The organism is Rhizobium sp. AAP116 (genome assembly GCF_001295785.1).
Classification (GTDB): domain Bacteria; phylum Pseudomonadota; class Alphaproteobacteria; order Rhizobiales; family Rhizobiaceae; genus Allorhizobium.
This window is the reverse complement of record NZ_LJIB01000026.1, coordinates 223,217-240,326: the sequence shown is the minus strand read 5'-3', so window position 1 is coordinate 240,326 and position 17,110 is coordinate 223,217. Positions and strand designations below refer to the sequence as shown.

At 60.5% G+C, this 17,110-nt stretch carries 13 protein-coding genes; all 13 read right to left on the bottom strand.

Going from position 1 to position 17,110, the window contains the following annotated elements; all coding sequences use genetic code 11:
- Positions 1 to 3: 3 nt before the first annotated feature.
- A complete protein-coding gene (gene dnaE, locus IP85_RS15860; protein ID WP_054150638.1) occupies positions 4 to 3,504 on the bottom strand; it encodes a DNA polymerase III subunit alpha in 3,501 nt (1,166 codons plus the stop codon).
- Between the two features lie 340 nt (positions 3,505 to 3,844).
- Complete coding sequence (locus IP85_RS15855) at positions 3,845 to 4,534, bottom strand: ABC transporter ATP-binding protein (protein WP_054150637.1); 690 nt, start codon at positions 4,532 to 4,534, stop codon at positions 3,845 to 3,847.
- Positions 4,535 to 4,548: 14 nt separating this feature from the next.
- The gene (locus IP85_RS15850) at positions 4,549 to 5,856 is read right to left on the bottom strand and encodes a lipoprotein-releasing ABC transporter permease subunit (RefSeq protein WP_054150636.1); all 1,308 of its coding nucleotides are present in this window, start codon (positions 5,854 to 5,856) and stop codon (positions 4,549 to 4,551) included.
- 64 nt (positions 5,857 to 5,920) lie between these two features.
- Positions 5,921 to 7,243, bottom strand: coding sequence for a proline--tRNA ligase (proS, locus tag IP85_RS15845; RefSeq protein ID WP_054150635.1), 1,323 nt, complete (start codon positions 7,241 to 7,243; stop codon positions 5,921 to 5,923).
- 503 nt (positions 7,244 to 7,746) lie between these two features.
- Positions 7,747 to 8,025, bottom strand: a complete 279-nt coding sequence (locus IP85_RS15840) for a DUF1467 family protein (protein ID WP_054150634.1) — start codon at positions 8,023 to 8,025, stop codon at positions 7,747 to 7,749.
- Positions 8,026 to 8,180: 155 nt separating this feature from the next.
- The gene (gene mce / locus IP85_RS15835; RefSeq protein ID WP_054150633.1) at positions 8,181 to 8,585 is read right to left on the bottom strand and encodes a methylmalonyl-CoA epimerase; all 405 of its coding nucleotides are present in this window, start codon (positions 8,583 to 8,585) and stop codon (positions 8,181 to 8,183) included.
- 55 nt (positions 8,586 to 8,640) lie between these two features.
- Complete coding sequence (locus IP85_RS15830; protein ID WP_054150632.1) at positions 8,641 to 10,308, bottom strand: ribonuclease J; 1,668 nt, start codon at positions 10,306 to 10,308, stop codon at positions 8,641 to 8,643.
- Between the two features lie 18 nt (positions 10,309 to 10,326).
- The gene (locus tag IP85_RS15825; protein WP_054150631.1) at positions 10,327 to 11,094 is read right to left on the bottom strand and encodes a biotin--[acetyl-CoA-carboxylase] ligase; all 768 of its coding nucleotides are present in this window, start codon (positions 11,092 to 11,094) and stop codon (positions 10,327 to 10,329) included.
- The gene (gene nuoN / locus IP85_RS15820) at positions 11,091 to 12,536 is read right to left on the bottom strand and encodes an NADH-quinone oxidoreductase subunit NuoN (RefSeq protein WP_054150630.1); all 1,446 of its coding nucleotides are present in this window, start codon (positions 12,534 to 12,536) and stop codon (positions 11,091 to 11,093) included. The genes IP85_RS15825 and nuoN overlap by 4 nt, the downstream gene beginning before the upstream one ends.
- 18 nt (positions 12,537 to 12,554) lie before the next feature.
- Positions 12,555 to 14,066 carry an NADH-quinone oxidoreductase subunit M gene (locus tag IP85_RS15815; RefSeq protein WP_054150629.1) on the bottom strand — a complete coding sequence of 504 codons (1,512 nt, stop codon included), beginning with the start codon at positions 14,064 to 14,066 and terminating at the stop codon, positions 12,555 to 12,557.
- Positions 14,066 to 16,060, bottom strand: coding sequence for an NADH-quinone oxidoreductase subunit L (gene nuoL, locus IP85_RS15810; RefSeq protein ID WP_054150628.1), 1,995 nt, complete (start codon positions 16,058 to 16,060; stop codon positions 14,066 to 14,068). Before nuoL ends, IP85_RS15815 begins: the two co-directional genes overlap by 1 nt.
- Before the next feature lie 7 nt (positions 16,061 to 16,067).
- Positions 16,068 to 16,376, bottom strand: coding sequence for an NADH-quinone oxidoreductase subunit NuoK (nuoK, locus tag IP85_RS15805; RefSeq protein WP_054150627.1), 309 nt, complete (start codon positions 16,374 to 16,376; stop codon positions 16,068 to 16,070).
- A gap of 29 nt (positions 16,377 to 16,405) precedes the next feature.
- Complete coding sequence (locus tag IP85_RS15800) at positions 16,406 to 17,020, bottom strand: NADH-quinone oxidoreductase subunit J (protein WP_054150626.1); 615 nt, start codon at positions 17,018 to 17,020, stop codon at positions 16,406 to 16,408.
- Positions 17,021 to 17,110 lie beyond the last annotated feature (90 nt).

The following is a 17,110-nucleotide window of genomic DNA, read 5'->3' as shown; positions in this document are numbered from 1 at the left end:
CGATCAGACCAGTTCTACGTCGAGAACACCGGGGGTGGAGCGCATCGCGGCGGCGATCTCCGGGGAGATGCGGAAGCGCTCCGTCAGTTCCACCTCGATTTCACGCTGGCCTTCATCCTTGATCACGATGAAGGAGACAAGCCCGTCGCCCCTTGCGTTCAGATGTGCAGCGACGGCGCGCAAGGGACCGGAATCCCGGACGAAGACGCGCATCGCCTTCTGCATGCGGATCGACTGTTCTTCGAGCGACTGCGCCGTCTGGATGCGCAGGCCGATGCCCTCGGGGCGCTCTTCCGCCTGCACAGTCAGCACCAGCGACTTGCCGGCCTCAAGCAGGTCGCGATACTGATTGAGACCTTCCGAGAAGAGAACCGCTTCATACTGGCCGGAGGCATCCGAGAAGGTGATGATGCCCATCTTGTTGCCAGTGCGGGTCTTGCGCTCCTGGCGAGAGATGACGGTGCCGGCGAGACGGCCGGCGGAGGCGCCCTGCTTTACGGCAACCGAGAAATCCGCGAAATTCTGCACGCGCAGTTTGTCGAGCAGGTCTCTGTATGCGTCGAGGGGGTGAGCGGAGAGATAGAAGCCGAGCACCTGGAATTCCCGCATCAGCTTTTCCGAGGAAAGCCAGGGCGTATAGGGTGCAAAGGCGATCCGTTCGGGCCCGCTTGCACCGCCGGAGCCGAACATGTCGGACTGGCCGCTGACGGCATTTTCCTGGGCCCGCTGGGCATAACCCATGATGCGATCGATGCTGCCGACGAGTTCGGCGCGGTCGCGACCGAAGCAGTCAAAGGCACCGGCGGCGATCAGGCTTTCAAAGACACGGCGGTTGATCTGTTTCGGATCGATCCTGAGGCAGAAATCCTCGATGCTGTCGAAAGGCTTGTCGCCTCGGACCTCAACGATGTGATCGACGGCGCCTTCTCCGACACCCTTGAGAGCGGCGAGCGCGTAGTAGATGCGATTCGGCCCGGTCTGGAAGTGCCGATAGGAAGTCTGGACGGAAGGCGGCACGACTTCGATGCCGAGGCGGCCGGCATCCTGGCGGAAGTCGACGAGCTTTTCGGTGTTCGACATATCGAGCGTCATCGATGCGGCGAGGAACTCGACCGGATAATGCGCCTTCATGTAGGCCGTCTGATAGGAGACGATGGCGTAGGCTGCGGCGTGCGACTTGTTGAAGCCGTAGTTGGCGAATTTTGCCAGCAGTTCGAAGATGTTGTTCGCCTGCGGCTTGGAGACCCCGTTCTTCATCGCGCCGTCGACGAAACGGACCGACTGCTGGTCCATCTCCGCCTTGATCTTCTTACCCATGGCGCGGCGCAAAAGGTCGGCTTCGCCGAGCGAGTAGCCCGACAGGACCTGCGCGATCTGCATGACCTGTTCCTGGTAGACGATAACGCCCTGGGTTTCCTTGAGCAGATAGTCGATCTTCGGATGGATCGAGGCGATCTCCTCCTCGCCATGCTTGCGGGCATTATAGACCGGGATGTTTTCCATCGGGCCCGGACGATAAAGCGCGACAAGGGCGATGATGTCCTCGATGCAGTCGGGGCGCATGCCGATGAGGGCCTTGCGCATGCCGGCACTTTCCACCTGGAACACGCCGACCGTTTCACCACGCGAGAGCATCTCGTAGGTCAAGGTGTCATCGAGCGGGATGGCCGCGAGATCGACCTTGTGGCCACGCTGCTCCTCGACGAAATCGACAGCCGTCTTCAGGACAGTCAGCGTCTTCAGGCCGAGGAAGTCGAACTTCACGAGACCGGCCTGTTCGACCCATTTCATGTTGAACTGGGTCACCGGCATGTCGGAGCGCGGATCGCGGTACATCGGCACCAGCTTCGACAGCGGGCGATCGCCGATGACGATACCGGCAGCGTGGGTCGAGGCGTGGCGGTAGAGACCCTCGATCTTCTGGGCTATCTCAAGAAGCCGCGCGACCACGGGCTCTTCTTCGGCTGCCTCTTGAAGCTTGGGCTCCTCCTCGATCGCCTTTGAGAGCGGCGTCGGATTGGCAGGATTGTTCGGCACCAGCTTGCAGATCTTGTCGACCTGGCCATAGGGCATTTCCAGCACGCGGCCGACGTCGCGCAGGGCCGCGCGGGCCTGCAACGAACCGAAGGTAATGATCTGGCCCACCTGCTCGCGACCATACTTTCGCTGAACGTAGCGAATGACCTCTTCGCGGCGCTCCTGACAGAAGTCGATGTCGAAGTCGGGCATCGAGACGCGTTCCGGGTTGAGGAAGCGTTCGAAGAGCAGCGAGAAGCGCAAGGGATCGACGTCGGTGATGGTCAGGGCATAGGCGACGAGCGAGCCCGCACCCGAACCACGGCCCGGGCCGACCGGGATGTCATGCTGTTTCGCCCATTTGATGAAGTCCGAAACGATCAGGAAGTAGCCTGGGAACTTCATGCGTTCGATGACCGAGAGTTCGAACTCCAGCCGGTCACGATAATCCTTTTCCTCGTAGCCCGGCGCCATGCCGAGGGCTGCCAGACGCTGGTCGAGCCCCTCCTCCGCCTGACGGCGCAGCTCGAGTGCTTCCTCTCGTTCGGCTTCTTCCGGATCGTCGCTGCCACCGGTAAAGCGCGGCAAGATGGGCTTGCGGGTATCGAGAACGAAGCAGCAGCGACGGGCGATCTCGACGGAATTCTCCAGCGCTTCCGGCAGGTCGGCGAAGAGCTTCATCATATCCGCCCGGCTCTTCAGATAATGATCGGGGGTCAGGCGGAAGCGGTCGTCGTTCGAGACGATGGCATTGTGAGCGACCGCCATCAGCGCGTCATGGGCATCGTAATCGTCGCGGGCCGGGAAGAAAGCCTCGTTGGTCGCGACCAGCGGCAGATCATGCTCATAGGCGAGCTGGACCATGCGCCGCTCATGCGTGCGATCATAGTCGCCATGGCGCTGCAGTTCGACATAAAGGCGATCGCCGAACAGGTGCTTCAATGCGACGAGGCGGCTTTCGGCCGGGGTCTTGTGACCGTCTTTGAGGATACGATCGACCGGCCCGCCACCGGCGCCCGTCAACAGGATCAGGCCCTCGGTGCCGCTCTCTTCGAGCCAGGAAAGCTTTACATGGGTCGGCTGCCCCGCGTCGCCGCCGAGATAGGCCCGGCTGACGAGATCGACGAGGCGCTCATAGCCGTCAGCGTCGGAGGCCAGGACCACAACCGACGGCAGATCCGGCATGTGGCCATTACCGCCACGCTTCTCGCCGGTCGAATCTTCCATGTCGATCGACAGCTGGCAGCCGATGATCGGCTGGATGCCATCGCCGAGCGCCTTCTGGGAAAACTCGAGCGCAACGAAAAGATTGTTTGTGTCAGTGATCGCGATCGCCGGCTGGTCGTCGGCGACAGCTTTGCCAAGGATCTTCTTGAGCGGCAGAGCGCCCTCAAGCAGCGAATAGGCAGAATGCACCCGCAAGTGCACGAATCCCGGGCCATCACCCAGTCCACCGGACGCCTGCCTGTCGACGCTGTCCTCGCCCATACCGCTTCATTCCCTGATTTCTGAATCGGTCGGGATTTTCGGCTTTCAGGATCACGAAGTCCAGAAGGAAGTCGGGCGGCAAAGCCTTCCTCACCAGCTTTGCCGCCCGCAGTATCAGAGCGCCATCATCAGCAGCGCCATGCTGGATACGAAAACGGCCATCGAGGCAAATGCAGCAACGTCACGAAGAATTTCGGTCATTTCTGTCTCCTTGTCCCTTTATGTTTTTATTTTGTTCCGCTCTTGTTCCAATGTCAACCTAAAAAAACCGCAACCTCGGCGGAACAAATTCCACCGAGGCGCACGGCCATCCGGAAAGAAGACAGAAACTGGAGAGAAGTCAGACCTGGAGTTCGACGACCTTGCCATCGACAAGGGTGACGCAGCGGTCCATCCGGCGGGCGATGTCGTGATTGTGGGTCGCAATCATCGCTGACAAACCAGACTGGCGGACCAGTGCTTCGAGCGCCGAGAAGACATAACTTGCCGTCTCGGGATCGAGGTTGCCGGTCGGTTCGTCGGCAAGCAGCACCAGCGGGGCGTTGGCGACTGCGCGGGCAATCGCCACGCGCTGCTGTTCGCCGCCGGAGAGTTCGGCCGGGCGGTGATCGGCGCGATTGCCGACACGCATATAGTCGAGAAGCTGCTTGGCGCGTTCGGCGGCCTCCGGCTTGGTGAGCCCGGCGATCAGCTGCGGCATCATCACGTTTTCCAGCGCGGTGAATTCAGGCAGCAGATGGTGGAACTGATAGACGAAGCCGATCGACTTTCGGCGAATTGCGGTGCGCTGCTCGTCGCCCAGTTCCTGGCAGGCAACGCCGCCAACGGTCACGTCGCCGCCATCGGGGTGCTCAAGAAGCCCGGCAACATGCAGAAGCGTAGACTTGCCGGTGCCCGACGGGGCGACCAGCGCCACGGTCTCGCCAGTGCGCAGGGTAAAGTCCGCACCTTTCAGGATCGAGAGCACGGTTTCGCCCTGACCGTAATGGCGATCGATGCCGGCAAGCGAGAGAACCACGTCTTTTGCCATTGATTTCGGCATCCTCATTCGTAACGCAGGGCCTGGACAGGATCCAGGCGCGAGGCCCGCCAGGCCGGGAAGATGGTGGCCATAAAGGACAGGCTGAGCGCCATGATGACCACCGAGATGGTCTCACTCGCATTCATGTCCGCCGGCAGCTGGCTCAGGAAATAAAGCTCGGGATCGAAGAGCATCGTTCCCGACACCCAGGAGAAGAACTGGCGGATGCTTTCGATGTTGAGACACACGACCACACCCATCACGACGCCGGCAAGTGTGCCGGCCGTGCCGATCGCTGCACCCGTCATGAAGAAGATGCGCATGATGGCGCCCGATGTCGCGCCCATGGTGCGCAGGATCGCGATGTCGCTCGCCTTGTCCTTCACCAGCATGATCAGGCCGGAGATGATATTGAGCGCCGCGACAAGCACGATCAGCGTCAGGATCATGAACATGACGTTGCGCTCGACCTGGAGCGCCGAGAAGAAGGTCTGGTTGCGCTGGCGCCAGTCGGTCAGGAAGATCTGGCGGCCGGCGGCTTCCTCGATCAGCGGGCGCAGTTCGTCGACGGCGTCAGGATCCGAAATGAAGAGCTCGATCGACTGCACGATGCCTTCGACGTTGAAATAGAGCTGCGATTCCTCGAGCGGCATATAGATGATCGAGGCATCATATTCCGACATGCCGATCTCGAAGATGGCCGCAACGGGGTAGGACTTCACGCGCGGATTGACGCCGAGCGGCGTGATGTCGCCTTCGGGCGAAACCAGCGTAATCGTATCACCGGCGGACAAGCCCAGTTGGGCTGCCATGCGCGAGCCGATCAGCACGCCCTGCCCCGTGGCAAAGCCGACCATGTCGCCCTGTCGGATATTGGAGGAGACGACGGTGAGTTTGGTCAGGTCATCCGGACGGATGCCGCGCACCAGTGCACCCGTACCAGCGCCCTGGCGACCCGAGGCAAGCGTCTGGCCTTCAACCAGCGGCAGCGCCATGGTGACGCCCGGAACGGCAGCAAAGCGCTCGGCAAGCCCCGCATAATCGGTCAGCGGCTGATCGACGGCTTGAACGATCATGTGGCCATTGATGCCGAGAATGCGCGAGACGAGTTCGGTGCGGAAGCCGTTCATCACCGCCATGACGATGATCAGCGTCGCCACGCCGAGCATGATGCCGATGAAGGAGAAGCCGGCAATGACGGAAATGAAGGCTTCCTTGCGCCGGGCGCGCAGATAGCGCCAGGCCACCATGCGTTCAAAGCCGGAAAAGGCGCGCGCTGATGCGGCCTTGTCCGTGTCCACCGTCTCTTTGCCAACGGCCGTCGTCGCCATGGTTTCTCCTTGCCTCGGGATCAAGTCTCAAGACCCGACCTTAGTTCGGCGTAAGGCTTTTGCCTCAGGCCGTCAGCTTGTTGATCGCCGCTTCGATCGTCAGCGTCTCACGGGCACCGGTCTTGCGGTCCTTGAGCTCGACTTCGCCGGCAGCGACGGCACGCGGGCCCGCAATGACCTGGACCGGCACGCCGATCAGATCGGCGGTCGCGAACTTCGTGCCTGCACGATCGTCGGTGTCGTCGTAGAGCACGTCCTTGCCGGCATTCTGCAGCGCGACGTAGAGGCGGTCGCAGGTCGTGTCGCAAGCCTCGTCACCCGGCTTCATGTTGATGACAACAGCATCGAAAGGCGCGACCGAAGCCGGCCAGATGATTCCGTTCTCGTCATGCGAGGCTTCGATGATGGCCGGAACAAGGCGCGTCGGGCCGATACCGTAGGAACCCATGTGGACAAGATGCTCCTTGCCGTCGGGCCCTTGCACCTTGGCGCCCATTGGCTCGGAATATTTGGTGCCGAAATAGAAGATGTGACCGACCTCGATGCCGCGCGCCGAGAGACGATCATTCTCGCCGATGGCGTCAAAGGCGGCTTCGTCATGCATTTCGGAGGTGGCGGCGTAGACCGAGGTCCACTTGTCAAAAACGGACTGCAGGCCATCGACGCTGTCGAAATCGGTGTCGGCAGCCGGAATGTCGAAATCGACGAAGCTCTTGTGGCAATAGACTTCAGATTCGCCGGTGTCGGCCAGAATGATGAATTCGTGGCTGTGATTGCCGCCGATTGGGCCGGTGTCGGCGCGCATCGGGATGGCGCGCAGACCGAGGCGATCGAAGGTGCGCAGGTAAGCGACGAACATCTTGTTATAGGAATGGATCGCGTCGGACTGGGTCAGGTCGAAGGAATAGGCATCCTTCATCAGGAATTCGCGCGAGCGCATGGTGCCGAAACGCGGGCGGATCTCGTCGCGGAACTTCAGCTGGATGTGGTAGAGGTTGAGCGGCAGGCTCTTGTAGGACTTGACCGACGAGCGGAAGATGTCGGTGATCATCTCTTCGTTGGTCGGGCCATAGAGCATCGGACGGTCCTGCCGGTCGCGAATGCGCAGCATTTCCTTGCCGTAATCCTCGTAACGACCGCTTTCCTGCCAGAGCTCGGCCGACTGCAGTGTCGGCATGGAGAGTTCGATGGCGCCGGCGCGGTTCTGCTCTTCGCGGATGATGGCGTTGACCTTGTCGAGCACGCGCTTGCCGAGCGGCAGCCAGGAATAGATCCCCTGGCTCTGCTGGCGGATCATGCCCGTCCGCAGCATCAGGCGGTGGGAGACGATCTCGGCTTCCTTGGGGTTTTCCTTCAGGATCGGCATGAAGTAGCGCGACAGACGCATAACGAATTCCAGATGGTTATCGATGCCGCCAAATCAGGCGGAATCAGCGATTGAAACGGGATGTCAGGAAGCGTTCATAGCCGGTTGGACATGAGAAGAAAACCCGCAAGCGCCGTTCGCTGCCCTCGCCCACAGCCGGCACCTCAAGCGCGCCATTGGGCCGCGCAGGGGACACGTGATTGCGACGTCGAAACCTAAAAATCAGATCATTCCATGACGCTTATGCGACAAAGCGACATGAGGAATTTTTTTTGGATGGGTGTAACAAATCTGCAAGATTCAGGGGTGACAAGGGTCACCGATTGGGCTAGGTTCAGCCCATAAAAGAGGCAGGGAGTACAAATCTTTGCCACACTCGCGGTCAAGTCTTGGGAGGATCAGATCTAGGCGCGCCCGTTCGCAGCCCCTTAATTGGTGAAGGATCACGCGAAGCTTCGAACAAGGTCTTTTGACCTTGTTTTTTTTTGCCTAGTCGACGGAATGGGCGCGCTGAGAGGCGCCGATCAGCCTTGCGGCTCAACGCCCGGCATGATGACCGGCAGATCGTTGAAGCTGATGCCAAAATAAGTGCCGGCGACATACCAGGCGCCATAGATCAGTGCAGAGACGATGGAAGTGGTCAGGAAGATGCGCGCCGCACGGAAGCGGGTGGGAGCACTGGCCACGGTTCCCGGCACGACGTTTTGATCCTCGTCCTGGGTGCGAAGGCCGATCGGCAGCACCGCAAACAGCACCAGCCACCAGATCACAAAATAGACTGCCAGTCCCGACAGGATCGCCATGATGTTTCGCTCCAGACATGAGATGGCGCCCAACGTTACGCCTGCGCCGCTCTTTCTCCCCCTATAATCGCGGAAACGGCCTGGCACAAAGACAAAAGCGTCGCAGGCCCGTCCGAGCCGCGATCAACAAGACTTCATCGGTTCGTGAATGGGCCTCAGACCTGTTCGAGCTCGATCAGGGTGCCGAAGAAATCCTTGGGATGCAGAAACAGGACCGGCTTGCCATGGGCGCCGATCTTCGGCTCGCCACTACCGAGTACACGAGCTCCGGATGCTGAGAGCTGGTCGCGGGCGGCAAGGATATCGGCGACCTCGTAGCAGATGTGGTGCATGCCGCCCGAGGGAGCCTTCTCAAGGAAGGCGGCAATCGGCGAATTCTCGCCAAGCGGTTCGAGAAGTTCGACCTTGGTGTTCTCGAGTTCGACAAAGACGACGGTCACACCATGCTCAGGAAGCGCCTGTGCCTGGGACACCTTGGCGCCGAGCGTATCACGATAACTCGCGGTCGCAGCCGTGAGATCCGGAACGGCGATGGCGATGTGATTGACGCGGCCGAGCATGTCTTCCTCCAGTCGTTGCGGGCAAAGATTAGGTCATCCCTGCCCGCCTCGTCCCTCAGACTTTGGTCAGGAACACCGTGACGATCGGCTTCTTGCCCCAGACTTCGTTGGCAGTCGAGCGCACCGCGCGGCGGATGGACTCGCGAACGGTGTCGAGATCCTTGCGACGGCTGCGCGGAATGCTTTCGACGGCACCGAGGACGGCATCATAGAGCGTATCCTCCATCAACTCTCCCTCATGGTCGACTTCCGGCAGGCCGAAAGCCACGACATCGGGATCACCAAGGAAATCGAAGCGACTGTCGAGAAGCACGCTGACGGCAACATGGCCGACATAGGAGAGCTTCTTGCGATCGGCGATACCCATTTCCTCGATGTCGCCGACGAGTTTGCCGTCCTTGTAGACGCGGCCGGAGGGTGCCTGATCGATGACTTCGGCGGGGCCCGGCGCGATGCGCAGCATGTCGCCATTGCGGACACGCGGCACGGTCGGGATGCCGGCCTGAAGCGCCAGTTCCTTCTGGGCGACCAGATGGGCGGCCTCACCATGAACGGGCACGAGGATCTGCGGACGGACCCACTCGTACATCTTGAGCAGTTCGTTGCGGCGCGGATGGCCCGAAACGTGGACAAGTGCATCACTGTCGGTGACGATATGGACGCCCTGCTCGATCAAACCGTTCTTGATTTCGAGGATGGCCTTCTCGTTGCCTGGAATGGCGCGCGAGGAGAACACGACCGTGTCGCCTTTCGTCAGCGCCACGTTGCGCATCTCGTCACGCGAGAGCTTGGCGAGTGCTGCGCGCGGCTCGCCCTGGCTACCGGTGAGGATAACGACGATCTTGTCGCGCGGGATGAAACCATATTCGTCTTCGGCAATGAAGGGCTTGATGCCCTGCATGATGCCGATGTCATCGGCGACCGCCGTTACGCGCTTCAGCGAACTGCCGAGCAGCAGGACTTCGCGGCCGGCCGCTTCCGCCGCCTGGGCGATCGAGCGGATACGACCGACATTCGAGGAAAAGGTGGTGATTGCCACACGGCCTTCCGCAGCTTCGATGATCTTCTGCAAACCTGCCGAAACCTCCTCCTCGGAGGGCGAGACACCATCACGCATGGCATTGGTCGAATCGCAGAACATCGCCAGCACGCCCTCGTCGCCGACGGCACGGAAGCGCTCTTCGTCGGTCAGTGGGCCGAGCGAGGGATTGTGGTCGATTTTCCAGTCACCCGTATGGATGAGATTGCCGAGCGGCGTGCGGATGACGAGCGACATCGGCTCAGGGATCGAGTGGTTCACGCCGATCGCTTCAATTTCGAACGGGCCAACATTGATCCGGTCGCCCTGCTTGAAGGGCGTGATCGGGATCTCGGCGCGCGAGCCCTCATAGTCGCGCTTGGCTTCGAGCATGCCGGCCGTGAAGCGCGAGGCATAGACAGGCACATTGAGGCCTGGCCACAGATCGTTCAGTGCACCGTAATGGTCTTCATGGGCATGGGTGATGATGATGCCCTTGAGGTTCTTTTTCTGCTTCTTGATGAAACTGATATCGGGCAGTACGAGATCGACACCCGGCAGATCCGGCCCGGCGAATGTCACGCCGCAGTCGACCATGATCCACTGGCGATTGGACGGCGGACCATAGCCGTACAATGCGAGGTTCATGCCGATTTCACCCACGCCGCCCAGCGGCAGGAAAACCAGTTCGTCGTTATTGGCCATTCTCAGTTCCGATCCAGTCTACCCGAAAAACACATCTCCGGCGGCAACCGACATCATTCCGTCGGAGCCCCGGTCGAGCAACAAAATTCCCTTATCATCGATTCCGGAAAAGATACCGGAAATCGAGCGGTCCGGGAGGTTCACAGTTATTTTCTCGCCGATGCCACAGGCGACGCAACGCCAGCGCCGCACGATCTCGGCGATCCCCCTGCCCTCGTCCCAGACGTAAAGAACCTCTGACATCTCGGCGAACAGATGGGCGAAGAACTCCGGCGGCGAAATCGAAACGCCCTGATCGGCAAGCGAGGTCACCGGATAAAGCGTCAGGTCAGGGCGGTGGGCGATATTGATGCCGATCCCGATGGCAAGTGCCATGCGGCCATCGGCGATACGTTCCGCCTCGAGCAATATTCCTGACGTCTTCTGACGACCGATCAGTACGTCGTTCGGCCATTTGATCTCGACAAGCTCGCCGCCCGGCGGCATCACCGCCTGTACAGCGGCATGAACGGCCAGCGCTACGGCAAGCGGCAGCGATCCCAGTTGTTCGGCCGGTGCTGGATCCATCAGCAGAAGGGTCGAATAGAGATTGCCACGCTCGGACACCCATGGCCGGCCGCGGCGGCCGCGGCCACCGGTCTGGCGCTCGGCCGTCAACCACAGAAAACCGGAATCGCCCGCGCGAGCGCGGGCGAATGCTTCCGTATTGGTGGACGAGACTTCGTCGAGGGATTCGTGCCGGAAGTCGTCGAGCGAAATCCGGCGCGGTCTACCGAGGCTGGTCAATTAAACAACGTCTTTGCAGCTGCTTCCGCCGCGGTCCCGAGCGGACCGCCGAAGAGGACGTAACCGACCACGAAGAAACCGGAGAGACCGAAGACGAGGCGCAGCTCGATCGACGTGCGGGCGAATTCACCCTTGGCTTCGTCGAACCACATGACCTTGATGATGCGCAGGTAGTAATAGGCGCCGATGACCGAGGCCAGAACACCGATGATCGCAAGCGCATAGAGCTTGGCTTCGATGGCAGCCACGAAGACGAAGTACTTGGCGAAGAAGCCTGCGAGCGGCGGAATGCCGGCGAGCGAGAACATCAGCGCGGTCAACACGAAGGCCATGAACGGCCGCGTGGTCGACAGGCCAGCGAGATCGTCGATGTTCTCGACATTGCCGCCTTCCTTCTGGCGCATCGCCATGATGCAGGCAAAGGTGCCGAGCGTCATCACCAGATAGATCATCATGTAGAGCAGAACGCCGGCGACGCCGGTGTCATTGCCGGCGGCAAGGCCGACCAGCGCGTAGCCCATGTGACCGATGGAAGAATAGGCCATCAATCGCTTGATGTTCTTCTGACCGATGGCTGCGACCGAACCCAGGACCATCGATGCAATCGCGATGAAGACGACAATCTGCTGCCATTCGGCGAAGATCGGCAGGAAGGCGTCGATGACGATGCGTACGAAAATCGCCATAGCACCGATCTTCGGAGCGGCCGCCAGGAATGCTGTTACTGGGGTCGGGGCGCCTTCATAGACGTCGGGCGTCCACATGTGGAACGGAACGGCGGAGATCTTGAAGGCAAGGCCAGCGAGAACGAACACAAGGCCGAAGATCAGACCGAGCGACGGTTCGCCCTGCGACAGAACGGCGGCAATCTCGTCGAAGCCGGTATTGCCGGTGAAGCCATAGACCAGCGACATGCCGTAGAGCAGCATGCCCGACGAGAGAGCACCAAGCACGAAGTACTTGAGGCCGGCTTCCGTCGAACGCAGGCTGTCACGGTTGATGGCAGCGACGACATAGAGCGCCAGCGACATCAGTTCGAGGCCGAGATAAAGGGCGATCAGGTCATTGGCCGAGATCAGCAGCATGACGCCGAGGGTCGCGAGCACGAGAAGGACCGGGAATTCGAACTTGTCGAGGTGGTCGTAGCGGGCGTGGCCGACCGCCATGATCATCGCCGTGACCGAACCGATCAGGGCGAGGATCTTCATGAACTTGGCGTAGCCGTCAGCGAGGTAGGCGCCATTGAAGGCCTCTCCTTCCGCGCCGGAGAACACCAGCCAGGCACCCGAGAAGATCAGCAGCGCGATCGCCAGTCCTGTGACAACACTGTTCGACTTCTCGCCCGAAAACACGCCGATCATGAGCAGCACCATGGCGCCCACAGCCAGGATCAATTCCGGCGTGACCAGATGCAGGCTAGCAATGAGAGTTTCAACGGTCATGTCCAAAGGATCCTGTCGTCAGTTCGCAATCAGCGCCAGGGACTGGGCTGCTTGCAAGGCTGCGGAGTAGTTGTTCACCAGATTGTCGACGGAGGCGGCGGTCGCATCGAGGATGGGAGCCGGATAGACGCCGAAGAAGATGGTGAGGGCGATCAGCGGATAAAGGGTCAGCTTTTCGCGGGTGGAAAGGTCGAGCATGCTCTTCAGGCTCTCCTTTTCGAGCGCACCGAAGACGACCCGGCGATAGAGCCAGAGCGCATAGGCTGCCGAAAGGATGACGCCGGTGGCGGCAAAGAGCGCGACCCAGGTGTTGACGCGGAAGACACCGATCAGGGTCAGGAACTCGCCGACGAAGCCCGAGGTGCCCGGCAGGCCGACATTGGCCATGGTGAAGACCATGAAGGCGAGCGCGTATTTCGGCATGTTGTTGACCAGACCACCATAGGCCGCGATCTCGCGGGTATGGAGACGGTCGTAGATCACGCCGACGCAGAGGAAGAGCGCGCCGGAGACAAAGCCGTGGCTGATCATCTGGAAGATCGCACCCTGTACGCCCTGCTGGTTGGCGGCGAAGATACCCATGGTGACGTAGCCCATGTGCGCGACCGAGGAATAAGCGATCAGCTTCTTCATGTCTTCCTGCATCATCGCGACCAGCGAGGTGTAGATGATGGCAATCACGGACAGCGTGAAGACGAAGGGCGCGAAGAAGTCGGATGCCAGCGGGAACATCGGCAGCGAGAAGCGCAGGAAGCCGTAGCCGCCAAGCTTCAGGAGGATGCCGGCGAGGATCACGGAGCCTGCCGTCGGTGCTTGAACGTGCGCATCCGGCAGCCAGGTATGCACAGGCCACATAGGCATCTTCACCGCGAAGGAAGCGAAGAAAGCAAGCCATAGCCAGGTCTGCATCTGCGGCGGGAAATCGTGCTGCAGAAGCGCTGCGATGTCAGTCGTGCCGGCATCCCAGTACATTGCCATGATGGCGAGCAGCATCAGCACCGAGCCGAGCAGCGTGTAGAGGAAGAACTTGTAGGATGCGTAGACGCGATCCTTGCCACCCCAGACACCGATGATGATGAACATCGGGATGAGGCCGGCTTCGAAGAAGACGTAGAAGAGCACGATGTCGAGCGACACGAAGACGCCGATCATCAGGGTCTCGAGCACCAGGAAGGCGATCATGTATTCCTTCAGGCGCTTCTCGACCGAGGTCCAGCTCGCAAGAATGCAGAAGGGCATGAGCAGCGTCGTCAGGATGACGAACAGCATCGAGATGCCGTCGACGCCGACGTGGTAGGAGATGCCGGTACCAAGCCAGGCATGCTTCTCCACCATCTGGAAGCCGGCGTTCGAATTGTCGAAGTTGATCCAGATGAAGAGCGACACGACGAAGGTGAAGACCGTCGTCAGCAGCGAGACGTTCAGGATGTTGCGGCGGCCGAGAGAAGTATCACCCCGGGTCAGCAGAAGCAGAGCCACGCCGACAAGAGGAAGGAAGGTGACCGTCGAGAGAATGGGCCAATCGGTCATCAGAGGGAGCTCCCGAGCATCATCCAGGTAACAAGTGCCGCAATGCCGATGAGCATCGCGAAGGCATAGTGATAGAGGTAACCCGACTGCAGGCGGACGACCTTCTGGGTCAGGCCGCCAACGGCAGAGGCAACGCCGTTCGGGCCATAGGCGTCGATGGTGGCGACGTCACCCTTCTTCCAGAGGAAGCGCCCGAGCGCCTTGGAGGACCGAACGAAGAGGAAGTCGTAGAGCTCGTCGAAGTACCACTTGTTGAGCAGGAACTGGTAGAGCATCCACTGCTGTTCCGCGAGCTTCTTCGGTGCCGACGGGTTCTTGATATACATGTACCAGGCGGTCACGAAGCCGAGCGTCATGGCAATGAACGGGCTCCACTTCACCCACTTCGGAACGTCATGGAACTCTTCCAGTACCGTGTTGGTCGGAAGCGTGAAGAGCGCGCCCTTCCAGAACTCGGCATAGTGATGGCCGAAGAAGTAGTCGTGGAAGATGAAGCCGGCAAACAGTGCGCCGAAACCGAGCAGGTAGAACGGGATCAGCATCACCTGCGGGCTTTCATGCACATGGTGCATGACGTCGGCAGACGCACGCGGCTTGCCGAAGAAGGTCAGGAACGCCAGGCGCCAAGAATAGAAGCTCGTGAACAGAGCCGCAATCACCAGCATTGTGAAGGCAAAACCACCGACGGACGAGCTCGAGGCGAAGGCAGACTCGATGATGTAGTCCTTCGAGAAGAAGCCAGCGGTACCGATAAGGGTTCCGGGGATACCGACGCCGGTCAGAGCGATCGTACCGATCGTCATGGCCCAGAAGGTCACGGGGATGTGCTTCCTCAGACCACCCATGTAGCGCATGTCCTGCTCGCCATCGACGGCGTGGATGACGGAGCCTGCGCCCAAGAACAGGAGTGCCTTGAAGAAGGCGTGCGTGAAGAGGTGGAAGACGGCTGCGCCATAGGCGCCGACGCCGAGCGCCACGAACATGTAGCCGAGCTGCGAGCAGGTCGAATAAGCGATGACGCGCTTGATGTCGTTCTGCACAAGGCCGACGGTCGCCGCGAAGAACGCCGTGATTGAGCCGACGATGGTGACGACGGTCAGCGCATCCGGCGACAGTTCGAAGACGGGCGACATGCGGGCGACGAGGAAGACGCCGGCGGTGACCATGGTTGCGGCGTGAATGAGCGCCGAAACCGGGGTCGGGCCTTCCATGGCGTCCGGCAGCCAGGTGTGCAGCAGGAACTGCGCCGACTTACCCATCGCGCCCATGAAGAGCAGCAGGCAGGCGCCGGTCAGCGCATGGCTGCGGTCAAGCTGCATGCCGAAGAGGTTCAGCACGACTTCGGGCGACGCTGCAGGATCGGTCGGCAGATAGGACTGGGCCGAGGCGAAGATCGTCTCGAGGTTGATCGAGCCGAACATCACGAAGAGCGCCGAGATGCCGAGGATGAAGCCAAAGTCACCGACGCGGTTGACGATGAAGGCCTTCATGGCAGCGGCGGAAGCGGACGGCTTCTTGTACCAGAAGCCGATCAGCAGATAGGACGCAAGACCTACGCCTTCCCAGCCGAAGAACATCTGCAGCAGGTTGTCCGACGTAATGAGCATCAGCATCGCGAAGGTGAAGAGCGACAGATAGGCAAAGAAGCGCGGCCGATGCGGGTCGTGGTGCATGTAGCCGATCGAGTAGAGGTGCACGAGGCACGACACCGAGTTGACCACTACGAACATCACAGCCGTCAGCGTATCGATGCGGAAGGCCCATTCGACGTCGATGCCGCCGGACTGGATCCAGCGCATCACGGGCACCTTGATGACCTCGTGGGCCTCGTGGCTCATCGCAACGTTGAAGAACACGATCCAGGAGAGGATCGCCACGATGATCATCAGACCCGTGGTGATGTATTCCGACGCCTTGGCGCCGATCTGGCGGCCAAGCAAGCCGGCGATCAGGAAGCCGATCAGGGGGAGAAAGACGATAGCCTTGTAGATCATGACCCGATCAGCCCTTCATCATGTTGACGTCTTCGACGGCGATGGAGCCGCGATTACGGTAGAAGACCACCAGGATCGCGAGGCCGATGGCCGCTTCGGCGGCCGCAACCGTCAGGATAAACAGCGCGAAGACCTGGCCGACGAGGTCGCCGAGGAAGCTCGAGAAGGCCACCATGTTGATGTTCACAGCGAGCAGGATCAGTTCGATCGACATCAGGATGACGATGATGTTCTTGCGGTTCAGGAAGATGCCGAAGACGCCCAGGGTGAACAGCAGTGCACTGACTGTCAGGTAGTGGGAAAGACCGATTTCCATAATTCTTGTTCCTTGACCTCGTGCTCGGCTCAGACGCCCTGGCCCGGCTTGACCTTGACAACCTTGACGGCGGTTTCCGGCGTGCGGGCGACCTGGGCGGAGATGTCCTGGCGCTTGATGTTGGTGCGGTGGCGCAGCGTCAGCACGATCGCGCCGATCATGGCGACGAACAGGACGAGACCGGCGATCTGGAAGAAGAAGACGTAGTCCGTGTAGAGCACGTCGCCAAGCGCCTGGGTATTCTGGCGGTCTGCCACAGCGGGAATAGGCTGGGTGATCGCATTCAGGGCTTCCGGGCTGATCGTGGTTCCGCCGATGACGACGACAAGTTCGACCGCAACGATGAGGCCGACGAGCGCGCCAACCGGTGCGTATTTCGCAGCCCCTGCCCTCAGTTCCGTGAAGTCGATGTCGAGCATCATCACGACGAAGAGGAAGAGAACCGCGACCGCGCCGACATAGACGACCAGCAGGATCATCGCCAGGAATTCAGCTCCCGTGAGGAGCAGAAGACCCGCCGCGTTGATGAAGGTCAGAATGAGGAACAGGACCGAATGGACCGGGTTCCGAGCCGATATCACCATGAAGGCCGAAGCCACAGCGACAAAGGCGAAGAGATAGAAAAAGAGAGCCTGAAGACCCATGTTGGTGCCTTTTCATCTTCCCCCGGACGAGGGCCCTGCCCCGCCGCCCGATAAGGCGTGACCGATATCCCCATCGGCACGCCCGTTACA